The sequence below is a fragment of the Enterobacter mori LMG 25706 genome (assembly GCF_000211415.1).
Lineage (GTDB): Bacteria > Pseudomonadota > Gammaproteobacteria > Enterobacterales > Enterobacteriaceae > Enterobacter > Enterobacter mori.
This window is the reverse complement of sequence record NZ_GL890774.1, coordinates 355,564-368,479: the sequence shown is the minus strand read 5'-3', so window position 1 is coordinate 368,479 and position 12,916 is coordinate 355,564. Positions and strand designations below refer to the sequence as shown.

Annotated in this window: 11 protein-coding genes, 1 tRNA gene and 3 pseudogenes; 9 read left to right on the top strand and 6 right to left on the bottom strand. The window is 53.9% G+C overall.

From position 1 onward, the window contains the following. From yagF to ENTMO_RS0103570, 3 genes and pseudogenes are all read left to right on the top strand, one after another. Positions 1 to 1,134, top strand: a pseudogene (gene yagF, locus ENTMO_RS26385) (xylonate dehydratase YagF); the annotation flags it as partial. A 226-nt stretch (positions 1,135 to 1,360) separates the two neighbouring features. Further along, positions 1,361 to 2,743 (top strand): MFS transporter, encoded by a 1,383-nt coding sequence (locus tag ENTMO_RS0103575; protein ID WP_010427333.1) that lies wholly within the window; start codon positions 1,361 to 1,363, stop codon positions 2,741 to 2,743. An 11-nt stretch (positions 2,744 to 2,754) separates the two neighbouring features. Beyond that, on the top strand, positions 2,755 to 4,365 hold the full coding sequence (locus ENTMO_RS0103570; protein WP_010427331.1) for a glycoside hydrolase family 43 protein: 1,611 nt from the start codon (positions 2,755 to 2,757) through the stop codon (positions 4,363 to 4,365). 4 nt (positions 4,366 to 4,369) lie between these two features. Here the strand turns inward: ENTMO_RS0103570 and xynR are convergent, their stop codons facing one another. The 3 genes from xynR to argL all read right to left on the bottom strand — a co-directional run bounded on the left by xynR (position 4,370) and on the right by argL (position 6,532). Next, a complete protein-coding gene (xynR, locus tag ENTMO_RS0103565; protein WP_010427329.1) occupies positions 4,370 to 5,128 on the bottom strand; it encodes a DNA-binding transcriptional repressor XynR in 759 nt (252 codons plus the stop codon). Between the two features lie 334 nt (positions 5,129 to 5,462). Then, the gene (gene argF, locus ENTMO_RS0103560) at positions 5,463 to 6,467 is read right to left on the bottom strand and encodes an ornithine carbamoyltransferase (protein WP_010427327.1); all 1,005 of its coding nucleotides are present in this window, start codon (positions 6,465 to 6,467) and stop codon (positions 5,463 to 5,465) included. Further along, a complete protein-coding gene (gene argL / locus ENTMO_RS26380; protein WP_214442935.1) occupies positions 6,437 to 6,532 on the bottom strand; it encodes a putative translational regulatory protein ArgL in 96 nt (31 codons plus the stop codon). Before argL ends, argF begins: the two co-directional genes overlap by 31 nt. A gap of 99 nt (positions 6,533 to 6,631) precedes the next feature. On the opposite strand from argL, the gene rraB reads away from it, so the two are divergent. The 5 genes from rraB to ENTMO_RS0103535 all read left to right on the top strand — a co-directional run bounded on the left by rraB (position 6,632) and on the right by ENTMO_RS0103535 (position 9,787). Next, the gene (gene rraB, locus ENTMO_RS0103555; RefSeq protein ID WP_010427326.1) at positions 6,632 to 7,057 is read left to right on the top strand and encodes a ribonuclease E inhibitor RraB; all 426 of its coding nucleotides are present in this window, start codon (positions 6,632 to 6,634) and stop codon (positions 7,055 to 7,057) included. Positions 7,058 to 7,103: 46 nt separating this feature from the next. After that, positions 7,104 to 7,862: a tRNA isopentenyl-2-thiomethyl-A-37 hydroxylase MiaE gene (gene miaE, locus ENTMO_RS0103550; RefSeq protein ID WP_010427324.1), complete on the top strand. Its 759-nt coding sequence runs from the start codon at positions 7,104 to 7,106 to the stop codon at positions 7,860 to 7,862. A 30-nt stretch (positions 7,863 to 7,892) separates the two neighbouring features. Then, on the top strand, positions 7,893 to 8,615 hold the full coding sequence (locus ENTMO_RS0103545) for a hypothetical protein (RefSeq protein ID WP_010427322.1): 723 nt from the start codon (positions 7,893 to 7,895) through the stop codon (positions 8,613 to 8,615). 106 nt (positions 8,616 to 8,721) lie between these two features. Continuing rightward, positions 8,722 to 8,806: transfer RNA gene (locus ENTMO_RS0103540), tRNA-Leu, on the top strand. 321 nt (positions 8,807 to 9,127) lie between these two features. Continuing rightward, positions 9,128 to 9,787 (top strand): hypothetical protein, encoded by a 660-nt coding sequence (locus ENTMO_RS0103535; RefSeq protein WP_010427320.1) that lies wholly within the window; start codon positions 9,128 to 9,130, stop codon positions 9,785 to 9,787. Between the two features lie 55 nt (positions 9,788 to 9,842). Here ENTMO_RS0103535 and ENTMO_RS0103530 read toward each other — a convergent pair whose 3' ends face one another. The 3 genes and pseudogenes from ENTMO_RS0103530 to ENTMO_RS26890 all read right to left on the bottom strand — a co-directional run. After that, complete coding sequence (locus tag ENTMO_RS0103530) at positions 9,843 to 10,268, bottom strand: hypothetical protein (RefSeq protein ID WP_010427318.1); 426 nt, start codon at positions 10,266 to 10,268, stop codon at positions 9,843 to 9,845. Between the two features lie 308 nt (positions 10,269 to 10,576). Then, positions 10,577 to 10,883, bottom strand: a pseudogene (locus tag ENTMO_RS26895) (integrase core domain-containing protein); the annotation flags it as partial. 73 nt (positions 10,884 to 10,956) lie between these two features. Beyond that, positions 10,957 to 11,152 (bottom strand): annotated as a pseudogene (locus ENTMO_RS26890) (IS3 family transposase); the annotation flags it as partial. A 112-nt stretch (positions 11,153 to 11,264) separates the two neighbouring features. On the opposite strand from ENTMO_RS26890, the gene dptF reads away from it, so the two are divergent. Next, positions 11,265 to 12,914, top strand: a complete 1,650-nt coding sequence (gene dptF, locus ENTMO_RS0103520) for a DNA phosphorothioation-dependent restriction protein DptF (RefSeq protein ID WP_010427314.1) — start codon at positions 11,265 to 11,267, stop codon at positions 12,912 to 12,914. Positions 12,915 to 12,916: the final 2 nt, after the last annotated feature.

Sequence of the window (12,916 nt, the reverse complement as noted above, 5' to 3'; positions counted from 1 at the left end):
GAGCTGGATAACCGCGGCATCACCACGCGCGATATCCTCACCGACAAAGCCATCGAAAACGCCATGGTGATCCACGCGGCGTTCGGCGGCTCCACCAATTTACTGCTGCACATCCCGGCCATCGCCCACGCGGCGGGCTGCACTATTCCGGACGTTGAACACTGGACGCGCGTTAACCGCAGGGTGCCTCGCCTGGTAAGCGTGCTGCCCAACGGCCCGGACTATCATCCGACCGTGCGCGCGTTCCTCGCAGGCGGCGTGCCGGAGGTGATGCTCCACCTGCGCGATCTCGGCCTGCTGCATCTTGATGCGATGACCGTTACTGGCCAGACGGTCGGCGAGAACCTCGACTGGTGGCAGGCGTCCGAGCGCCGGGCGCGCTTCCGCCAGTGCCTGCGCGAGCAGGACGGCGTGGATCCGGATGACGTGATCCTGCCGCCGGAGAAGGCAAAAGCGAAAGGGCTGACCTCGACGGTCTGCTTCCCGACGGGCAACATCGCGCCGGAAGGGTCGGTGATCAAGGCCACGGCGATCGACCCGTCGGTAGTGGGCGAAGATGGCGTGTACCGCCACACCGGCCGGGTGCGGGTGTTTGTCTCGGAAGCGCAGGCGATCAAGGCCATCAAGCGGGAAGAGATTAAGCAGGGCGATATCATGGTGGTGATCGGCGGCGGGCCGTCCGGCACCGGCATGGAAGAGACCTACCAGCTCACCTCCGCGCTCAAGCATATCTCGTGGGGCAAAACGGTATCGTTAATTACCGATGCGCGCTTCTCCGGCGTGTCGACGGGCGCCTGCTTCGGCCACGTGTCGCCGGAGGCGCTGGCGGGCGGGCCGATTGGCAAGCTGCGCGATAACGACATCATCGAGATTGCCGTGGATCGTCTGACGTTAACTGGCAGCGTCAACTTTATCGGTACCGCAGAAAACCCGCTGACGCCGGAAGAGGGGGCGCGCGAGCTGGCAGTCAGGCAGACGCACCCGGACCTGCACGCTCACGACTTTTTGCCGGACGATACCCGGCTGTGGGCGGCACTGCAGTCGGTGAGCGGCGGCACCTGGAAAGGCTGTATTTATGACACCGATAAAATTATCGAGGTAATTAACGCCGGTAAAAAAGCGCTCGGCATTTAATTATTTTCTGAGATAAAACCGTCTGCGGAAAATATTCCGCGGACGGTTTTATCGTGCCTGTAATTTTCTAATTTAAACAACAAGTTGAGATATATCGTTGGCGTCACAAAAGCAAAATAACGTAATTCAGAAATAAGATATGACCATTGCTGGTTAATTGAACAGCTCATTACACTCCATTAACACGATGTTGTAATTCAGCACACTACATAAGGGTGTAATTCTGATGACGCAATTAACCATGAAAGACAAAATTGGCTACGGGCTGGGTGACACCGCCTGCGGCTTCGTCTGGCAGGCCACGATGTTCCTGCTGGCCTACTTCTACACCGACGTCTTCGGCCTGTCGGCGGGGATTATGGGCACGCTGTTTTTGGTCTCCCGCGTGCTCGACGCCGTGACCGACCCGCTGATGGGGCTGCTGGTAGACCGCACCCGCACGCGTCACGGCCAGTTCCGCCCGTTCCTGCTGTGGGGCGCCATCCCGTTCGGCATCGTCTGCGTGCTGACCTTCTACACGCCGGACTTCTCCGCGCAGGGCAAGATCATCTACGCCTGCGTGACCTACATTCTCCTGACCCTGGTCTACACCTTCGTTAACGTGCCGTACTGCGCCATGCCGGGCGTCATTACCGCCGACCCGAAAGAGCGTCACGCCCTGCAGTCCTGGCGCTTCTTCCTGGCCGCGGCGGGCTCGCTCGCCATCAGCGGCATCGCGCTGCCGCTGGTGAGCATCATCGGCAAAGGGAACGAGCAGGTGGGCTATTTCGGCGCCATGTGCGTGCTGGGGCTGAGCGGCGTGGTGCTGCTCTACGTCTGCTTCTTCACCACCAAAGAGCGCTACACCTTTGAGGTGCAGCCGGGCTCGTCGGTGGCGAAAGACCTTAAGCGGCTGCTGGGCAACAGCCAGTGGCGCATCATGTGTGCGTTCAAGATGATGGCGACCTGCTCCAACGTGGTGCGCGGCGGGGCGACGCTCTACTTCGTGAAATACGTGATGGATCACCCGGAGATGGCGACCCAGTTCTTACTCTACGGCAGCCTCGCCACCATGTTCGGCTCGCTCTGTTCCACCCGACTGCTGGGGCGCTTCGACCGCGTCACCGCCTTCAAGTGGATCATCGTCGCTTACTCGCTGATCAGCCTGCTGATTTTCGTCACCCCGGCGGAGCATATCGCCCTGATTTTCGCCCTCAACATCCTGTTCCTGTTCGTCTTTAACACCACCACGCCGCTGCAGTGGCTGATGGCCTCTGACGTGGTGGACTACGAGGAGAGCCGCAGTGGGCGCCGCCTCGACGGGCTGGTGTTCTCCACCTACCTGTTCAGCCTGAAGATTGGCCTGGCGATTGGCGGGGCGGTGGTGGGCTGGATCCTGGCCTACGTGAACTACTCCGCCAGCAGCAGCGTGCAGCCGGTCGAGGTGCTGACCACCATTAAAATTCTGTTCTGCGTGGTGCCGGTCGTGCTCTACGCGGGCATGTTCATCATGCTGTCGTTCTACAAGCTCACCGACGCCCGCGTGGAGGCCATCAGCCAGCAGCTGATTAAGCACCGCGCGGCGCAGGGCGAGGTCGTTCCCGACGCTGCGACAGCCGCATCCCATTAACCGGAGGCAATATGGAAATCACTAACCCGATACTCACCGGCTTCAACCCGGACCCGTCCCTGTGCCGTCAGGGCGAGGACTACTACATCGCCACTTCGACCTTCGAGTGGTTCCCGGGCGTGCGCATCTACCACTCCCGTGACCTGAAAAACTGGTCGCTGGTCAGCACCCCGCTGGACCGCGTGTCGATGCTGGACATGAAGGGCAACCCGGACTCCGGCGGCATCTGGGCGCCGTGCCTGAGCTACGCCGACGGTAAATTCTGGCTGCTCTATACCGACGTGAAGATTGTCGACTCGCCGTGGAAAAACGGCCGTAACTTTCTGGTAACCGCGCCCTCCATCGAGGGGCCGTGGAGCGAGCCAATCCCGATGGGCAACAGCGGGTTTGACCCGTCCCTGTTCCACGACGACGACGGCCGCAAGTACTACCTCTACCGCCCGTGGGGGCCGCGCCACCATAGCAACCCGCACAACACCATCGTGTTGCAGGAGTTTGACCCGCAAACCGGCACCCTCTCGCCCGAGCGCAAAACCCTGTTTACCGGCACGCCGCTCTGCTACACCGAGGGCGCACACCTCTATCGCCACGCGGGATGGTACTACCTGATGGTCGCCGAGGGCGGCACCAGCTACGAGCACGCGGTTGTGGTGCTGCGTTCAAAAACCATCGACGGGCCGTACGAGCTGCATCCGGAGGTGACGATGATGACCAGCTGGCACCTGCCGGAGAACCCGCTGCAGAAGAGCGGGCACGGCTCGCTGCTACAGACCCACACCGGAGAGTGGTACATGGCCTACCTCACCAGCCGCCCGCTGCGCCTGCCCGGCGTGCCGCTGCTGGCCTCCGGCGGGCGCGGCTACTGCCCGCTGGGGCGCGAGACCGGCATCGCCCGCATTGAGTGGCGCGACGGCTGGCCGTACGTGGAAGGCGGCAAGCACGCGCAGCTGACCGTGAAAGGCCCGCAGGTGGCCGAGCAGCCTGCATCCGTTCCGGGCAACTGGCGGGACGATTTCGACGCCAGTTCGCTTGACCCGGAGCTGCAGACCCTGCGCATCCCGTTCGACGACACTCTCGGCTCGCTCACCGCGCGGCCCGGCTATTTACGGCTCTACGGCAACGACTCGCTCAACTCGACCTTTACCCAGTCGACCGTGGCGCGCCGCTGGCAGCACTTCGCTTTCCGCTCCGAAACGCGGATGCAGTTCTCGCCGGTCCACTTCCAGCAGAGCGCGGGGCTGACCTGCTACTACAACAGCAAAAACTGGAGCTACTGCTTTGTGGACTACGAGGAGGGGAAGGGGAGAACCATCAAAGTTATCCAGCTCGACCACAACGTGCCGTCGTGGCCGCTGCACGAGCAGCCGATTCTGGTGCCGGAGAGTGCGGAGAGCGTCTGGCTGCGGGTGGATGTGGATACGCTGGTCTACCGCTACAGCTACTCGTTTGACGGCGAGACGTGGCACGCCGTGCCGGTAACGTATGAGGCGTGGAAACTGTCGGACGACTACATCGGCGGGCGCGGCTTCTTCACCGGCGCGTTTGTGGGGCTGCACTGCGAGGACATCAGCGGCGATGGCTGCCACGCGGACTTCGATTACTTCACCTACGAGCCGGCCTGACGGCTCAGGCCGGGTAGCCCAGCGCGCGTGAAAGCTGGAGCCCGGCCTGCTGAAGCTGCTCGCGGAAATTAGCCAGCTCAGCGTCGTCCACGCGGGAGGTCAGCGTCGACAGGCTCAGGGCGGCAATGACGCGGGATTCATGGTTCCACACCGGCACCGCCACGCAGCGCACGCCCTGCTCGTTCTCTTCGCTATCCAGGGCGTAACCCTGCTCCCGGGTCTGCGCCAGGGCACTCATTAAGGCTTCGCGAGAGGCAAGGGTAGAAGGGGTATAGGTGGTGTACTGATAGCCCTCCAGCAGGGCGTTCAGCTCGGCCTCGCCCAGCCAGGCAATCAACACCTTGCCGATGGCGGTGGCGTGAACCGGCAGGCGGCGGCCGATGCGCGAATAGGCGATGGCGGCCAGCTTGCCTTCAATCTTCTCGATATAGACCCCTTCACGCCCGTCCAGGATCCCCAGATGGGTGGTCTGCCCGGTCCGCTGGGACAGCTCCGTCAGCCAGCCTTTCGCCTTCTGGCGAATATCGATGGAGCCCACGACAAAATGACCGCGCTCGACCAGCTTCATGCCGAGGCGATACTTACCGTTCTCCGGGTTCTGATCGATATAGCCGTGAAGCTGCAGGGTTTTCAGCAGCGAGTGGAGGGTACTCTTGCTCAGCCCCATCAGTTTGCTGATGTCGGTGATCTTAAGCTCGGTGGCCTGCTCGTTGAACAGGTCGAGGATCTGCAACGCACGTTCAACAGACTGAATAATCGGCATAATGCTGGCATGTCCACGCTGGAATTAAGGCGAAAACGTACCTTTTTCAGGGTGAAAAATCAATGAAATGGAGCCGGTGTTCTCCCTCTCCCCGTGGGAGAGGGCATCAGGCCGCATCGTCGCCTGATTCGCCCGGCGGCGCTACGCTTGCACGGGCCTACGGGCTGGGTGTTCTCCCTCTCCCTGTGGGAGAGGGCCGGGGGGAGGGCATCAGGCCGCATCGTTGCCTGATTCGCCCGGCGGCGCTTCGCTTGCACGGGCCTACATGCTGGTTTTTCTCCCTCTCCCTGTGGGTGAGGGCCGGGGTGAGGGCACCAGACCGCAGAGGAGTCAATCACTCCCCAAGCGTCGCCACCATCACCGCCTTAATCGTATGCATCCGGTTTTCCGCCTGGTCGAACACGATGCTCGCCGCCGACTCAAACACCTCGTCCGTCACTTCCATCCCGCCGTGCAGGTCGAACTCCTTCGCCATCTGCTTGCCGAGCGTGGTCTGGTCGTCATGGAAAGCCGGCAGACAGTGCAGGAACTTCACGTCCGGGTTGCCGGTCAGCGCCATCATCTGCGCGTTCACCTGATACCCGCGCAGCAGCGCAATCCGCTCCGCCCACTTCTCTTTGGCTTCGCCCATCGACACCCAGACGTCGGTATAGATAAAGTCCGCGCCCTTAACGCCCGCCGCCACGTCTTCCGTCAGCGTGATCTTCCCGCCGTGCTTCTCCGCCAGCGCGCTGCATTCCGCCACCAGGCTCTCTTCCGGCCAGCAGGCTTTCGGGGCCACCAGGCGCAGGTCCAGCCCCGTCAGCGCCGCCGCTTCCAGCATCGAGTTGCCCATGTTGTTGCGCGCGTCGCCCGCGTAGACCAGCGTCATCTCGTTAAACGCCTTGCCCGGCAGGTGCTCCTGCATGGTCAGCAGATCCGCCAGCAGCTGCGTCGGATGGAACTCGTTGGTCAGCCCGTTCCACACCGGCACGCCCGCGTACTGCGCCAGTGTTTCAACCACTTCCTGGCCGTGACCGCGATACTGAATGCCGTCGTACATCCGCCCGAGTACGCGCGCGGTGTCCTTAATTGACTCTTTATGCCCAATCTGGCTGCCGCTCGGCCCTAAATAGGTAACGCGCGCGCCCTGGTCAAATGCGGCAACTTCGAAAGAGCATCGTGTACGGGTTGAGTCTTTTTCGAAGATGAGCGCGATGTTTTTACCGGTAAGCTTTTGTACTTCCTTGCCATTTTTTTTATCGGCTTTGAGCTGTGCGGCAAGGGTCAGCAGAGAAGTGAACTGTGCAGGGGTAAAGTCGAGCAATTTCAGAAAGTGTTTCTTATACAGATCAGACATTTTATCCTCACATGGCGAACGCCACTTATTGAATTAAAATTCACTTTATATGTGTAATTATTCATTTGCAACCCCGTTTCACAAATCTTTCCAACAAAGGTGGAGGCAAACCCGTCCGTGTGTGAAAATAGAAGTATCTGCCGCACTTTAAAGAGGATTGAGCCATGGCAAACCCGGAACACCTGGAAGAGCAACGCGAAGAGACGCGTCTGATTATTGAAGAACTGCTGGAAGACGGTAGCGATCCGGACGCGCTGTACACCATCGAGCACCATTTCTCTGCGGATGATTTCGACGCGCTGGAAAAACTGGCGGTAGAAGCCTTCAAGCTGGGTTACGAAGTAAGCGAGCCGGAAGAGCTGGAAGTGGAAGAGGGCGACACTGTCATCTGCTGCGACATCCTGAGCGAAGGCGCGCTGAAGGCGGAGCTGATCGACGCGCAGGTCGAACAGCTGATGAACCTGGCCGAGAAGTTTGAAGTGGAATACGACGGCTGGGGAACCTACTTCGAAGATCCGAACGGTGAAGACGGCGAAGAAGGCGACGAGGAAGATTACGTCGACGAAGACGACGACGGCGTGCGTCACTAAGCGTTTCAGGCGGTGGCGCGCGCCACCGCTTTTTCAAGGCAGAACCATGGATTACCCGCAGATACTCGCCCCCGTACTCAACTTCCTCCAGTGCCCGACCCCGCAAGCATGGATTGAGAAAGCCCGCGACCCGGCGAACCTGCCGCTGCTGCTCACCGACCACATGGTGTGCGAGCTCAAGGCCGCCCAGACCGCGCTGCTGCTGGTGCGTAAATACGTCGCCGACGAAAGCGGTGCCGACGCGCTGCTCGACTGGCTCAAACCCTACGAACAGTTCACCTTCCGCGACGGCCCGGAGCCGGACTTCATCGCCCTGCACAAGCAGATTGGCAAAAGCGTGATGCCCAAAACCGACGACCCGTGGGGACAGGCGCTGATCGACAGCATGGTGCTGCTGATTAAAGAGGAGCTGCACCACTTCTGGCAGGTGCGCGAGGCGATGCTGGCCCGCGACATTCCATACGTGAAAATCACCGCCAGCCGCTACGCCAAAGGGATGCTGAAGGAAGTGCGCACCCACGAACCGCTGACGCTGATCGACAAGCTCATCTGCGGCGCCTACATCGAAGCCCGCTCCTGCGAACGCTTCGCCGCGCTGGCCCCGTTCCTCGACGACGACCTGCAGAAGTTCTATCTCTCGCTGCTGCGCTCGGAAGCGCGCCATTATCAGGACTACCTGACGCTGGCCCAGCAGGTGAGCGACGACGATATCTCACCGCGCATACAGCTTTTTGGCGAAATTGAAGCCACACTTATCTCGACACCGGACAACGAGTTTCGCTTCCACAGCGGCGTGCCGGTGTAAACCGGCATAACTCAAGGATAAGGATGCGAGATGAATAAAACGTGGACCCGTATTGTGATTGTCGTCATCGCGGCCGCCGCCGTGGCGTTCTGGGTGTTTTTCGATAGGCAGCGCGCCCCGGAACGGCAGATGGATTCCGCCCTTAACGCGATGCCCGCCTGGCAGGTGATTAAGGAGCAGGAGCCCGCGCTGCATCAGCGCATCCTCGACCAGATGGGCGCCCTGCAAAAGGCGGGCGAGCCGGAGCAGCAGATTATCGACACCATCCAGCCGCAGATCCTGCATCTGCAGATGTCGCGCCTGCAAAACGCCCCGGACGCCAACGTGGTGAACTACATGACCATCAATATGGAGCAGACCGCCGCCATCCAGAAGGTGAGCGACGACGCCTGCTTCCGCTTCCTCTACCCGATGGTGAAGGGCGGCATCAACCCGATGCGCATGCTGGATAAAGACCTGATGGCTCGGCGCATGCAGGCCGATGCCGACATGATGCGCGCGGCCTACGGCAAAAACCGCCACACCGTGACTCCGGCCGAGCGCGAGGCGGCCGTCGAGGATGTGCGGCCGATTATGAAAGAACTTGCCGATAAGTACGGCGAGGACATCCAGCTGCTGCAGACGCCCGAGAAGGCGGTGGGCAAAGAGAAGCTCTCCTGTGATATGGTGCAGGAGATGTGGGCGAAGGTGCTGGCGCTGCCGGAGCAGAAGGCCGCGAGGGTGATTCGGCTGGCGGTGTCTGAGCTGGACTGACGAAGGGCGCTGGTTTTTTGGGCACTTAGCGCGGGTTTAGCGCGTCGTCGCTTGCATGGCGGCGCGCGACAGGTATAATCCACAACGTTTCCGCATCCCCTTCAGTGCCGAAGTGGCGAAATCGGTAGACGCAGTTGATTCAAAATCAACCGTAGAAATACGTGCCGGTTCGAGTCCGGCCTTCGGCACCAAAAGATGCAAATCAAAGTCGCTTAAGGGCGGCTTTTTTTGTTTCTTTTCTCGTAAAAAAACGGAAGTGATTGCTGTAAAATCTTTTGTATTTAGTCTGTTGTAAAAAAATTGAGTTTTTGAGCATGAAGAAATGGCCGAATCTCAGTTTTTATATTAAGTTTAGCTTTTTTCAATCATTCTTTTTGTCAATCCCTTACATAAAAGACCTGAATGCTATATGCATTCACTAGAAAAAGGTTTTCTAAGTCAGATCAAGAGATGAGTTTTGAATACCACAAATATATTATACATTTATACTTATTTTAATAAGGAACTATAGTATGGTTATGATGGAACTAGTAAATGAATGGTTTAAAGAGGCCGTATCAAAGGGAAGTCTTGAGTTAATTCATGTTATTATATTCATTATTATCGCAGGGCCGTTGGCGCTACTGGTATGGAAGTTAAAAGAAATAATTTCTTTTTTTCAGGATGTGAAAAACTCTAAACTAAATGAACTGCAACGTATCTTAGTGGATAATAATCTGCCTAAGGAGATCCGAACTGGAGTTAATAACGAGATTAAAAGAATAATCACTTTTAGACTTACAGGAATATCTGATGTTGCCAGACAGGGAATAATATGGAAAATTCTCATGCAAAATCAAAAAAACATTCAATTGGATTTTTTTAAAAAATTCAGATCATTTTTAGTTATAGAAGAACAACAACTTGTTTTTAAAAAGGGAGTGTCATATATAATTGAAAATTTATTATATGGCTTTTTTTCTTTGCAGTTTTTATTTTTAGCTAGCATGTCAGTTTTTCTTTCTATATATAGGAAGAATCAAATCCCAATTTGGGGACATTGCTCCCTCTATTTTTGTGCTATTTTTATGTTTCTGTTCTGTATATATTTTGCAAAAATGATCCCTTTACCTAAAGAATGTGGAAAATTAGAAGAAATACTTCAAAGACAAAAGAAAAATGGTCAGAATTAAATTGGTCGAATGGGCTGAAGTATCAATGGATGTTTCAAAGAAACATCCATTTTTATTATTTTATATTTTTTAGATAGTTATAAAAATCTGGCTGTGTTTTATAAATATGTTCGGGATTGTGGGCGTAATCTCTTGCCTCTATCCAGCTTTTAATTTTGTTTTCACGGAACTTAATATACTCATTTAGAAGTTCTGTTTTTTTATTCTCAGATAGGGTTAGCCCAATTATATTGATTTGTTCATCTGCTGGGAAAAAATAGCGAAGGGATAAAGCAAACTCAAGATTGCCTCCATCAGAGGAAGAAATGTATCTACATAAATTAGTATCAACATCTGTCATTATTTTCATAAAAACACGAGTTTCATCATAATGTCTTTGGGTAATCCATTCCTTAGCGTTTTTCGCAGCATAAGCAGCACAACCAGCCATGATAATATTGGCAGCCGCACTAACCCAATCACTTACTGATCCTATTTCCATACAAATGCCTCATAATAAATTTTTAAATTACGCGATTGATCGTATAGCTTGAATGAGCCTAATTACAGGAGTGACATGATGTTTTCTTTATAATCGATATCTGATAGTGGTTTATTCTAATCTGGTATCCCTCCACCATAGCTGTTCAACCCTAATCAATGTGTTGCGAATCTGTAATTGCTTGATAATTTGGCTTTTTTATAAGTTCTATTGACCGGCCCCTAGGATTAGATACTACCTCCAGTTAGTAATGTCGGTTGTGACCCGCTCCCCGTATGTGATCCATTCATAATCAGGAATATCTGGCTTCAGTCTGGCTGCATATTCTGGCAACCGGCAGATTTCTCAGCAAATTCTGACGGCGTCATCCAGCCCAGGGCAGAATGGGGACGTCTCTGGTTATAGTGTATGCGCCAGGTCTCGTTTTCGCACCGGACATCTTCCAGCGACATGAACCAGTTTTCATTCAGGCACTCCTGCCGCAGCCTGCCGTTGAACGACTCCACCGTCGCATTGTCCGTTGGGGGTTCCCGGGCGCGAGAAGTCTATACGGATCCCTCATTCATACACCCACATGTCCAGCATTTTTCCTGAAAAATCAGAGCCGTTATCGGTTTTTAGCAACTGTGGTAAAGGACGTCTGTACGAATACTGTTAAGCATCTCCGCAACCTCAGTTGAGAGCAGATTCTGGCCTACGCAGATCCCCAGACATTCACGCGTGTAGAGATCAATTACCGTCAGCAGGCGTAACCGACGCCTGTCAAATAATGCGTCAGATACAAAATCCATGTCCCAGTTATTATTCGGATACAACCCCTAAGGCTGGGGTTGTCAGCGCTGTGCCGATTTGTTACGACGTGGACGTTTGAGACACAAAGACAAGGTAAAGATACGATGTTGAAAGCACAAGTAAAGATTGTGTCTAAGAGCCTATAGATATCATGGGTTAGCTTTTATACAATAGGTGAATTCTTACTTTAGAGAACATGAACTCATGAGCGCAATCACATTACGTAAAGCGTTGGGTGTACTTGCGAAGTCATCTTCGTTTTCCGTCACCACCGTGACACACCGTCAGAAGGATGAGTTCGATCAGTTAAAGGAACAACTCTTTGTTAAACAAGAGATTGAAACCGAATTACAACGCTATCTGGATGTTGCTAAACCCGGTGAAATCATTTTTTTGTGTGGTAGTAGCGGGGACGGAAAGGCCGAAATTTTAACCCGTTGTCAGTCAGATCCTCGTTATCAGCGGCGATTTATTTTCCATCTGGATGCCACTCATAGCTTTGCTCCTCGACAATCAGCCATTGATGCTTTGAATGAGTTATTTGCTAAGCATCATCAGCAGTCATCTCCATTACTCATTGGCATCAACACCGGAATGCTTGCTAACTTTGCCCGAGAAGGCGCTGAATGCCATAAGGTGATCCGATCTGCAATTGACTCATTTTTATCAGGGCAGCAGGATGCAAGCCGTCCTTACCATAACGAGAATTGTTCTTTTTTTGATTTTGAACACTATCCTAAATTCCAGTTTAACGAAAATAAAAACTATTCATCATTTATTAAAACCTTATTAGATAACTTAACTCGTGACGATGATAATAATTTATTTCAGTTTATCTTTCGGCGCGATGAGTCAATTAATCCAGATCTAAAAGAGGTCGCAAACTTTAAATTGCTTTGCATGCCTGGCGTGCAGAATGTATTAATTACGCAGCTCTTTAAAGCGCGGTTGATTAAAGACCAGTTTGTTACGACCCGAACGCTGCTGGACTTTCTGCATCATCTGTTGATGGGGCCTGGCTACTTATTTGATAACCTCTTCATCGGTGCAGAAAATGATCTGATTAAAAAAGTTTCTGATTTTGATCCCGCCAGATTGCACACCTATGAACTTGATCAGTTTGTTTTGCGCTATGAGCTGGGATTGGGTGACGCTGATCTCGATAATTTTTTAGCCGCACTTGAGCCGTTGCACATTAAGTTTGATCGCCAGAACGTTAAGCCCGGTGATGCAACCTCCTTGATCCGGCTTTTCTGGCTGTTGCAGCACGAGTCGTTGGGAAATGATTATCATCGGAAATTTTCCGCGTTCTTTAACGAATCGTTATTTGAACGTTACTCAGAAATCTGGCATTTGCATAGAAATTACACAGCAGATCCGGAGCAAAAAAGATCACTGAATCGCTTCTATGCTTTTGAGCTTATCGCGGGTATCCAGCGCTATGCTAACCGCAAAGCACCTGAATTAAGTATGCAAAAAGAAGAGTTCTTCTTGGGAGAGTTTGGTGGGGTAAAAATAACCGCACCGGTTGAGGTGAAGCCTGATTGGGATGCTATCCGTAATAAACATACGGCTCACCCAACTGGCTTCGATGTCTATTTAAAGGTGGGGCGAAATCCACTGCCGCATATCCATATCGGACTTAATTTGTTCGAGTTATTGGACAAGTTGAATAATGGCTATCGTCCGAATAAATACGATAAAAATGCCATCGTGTTACTGGATGAAATTGTTGAGTTGATCGCGGAGCAGGCAAAATCCAGCAGCGAAATCAAATTTTATGATGGCAGACAACGGGTTTATCGTGCAAAGGCGGATGACGATATGATCACTATTAGTGGTATGGAGGGTTAGCA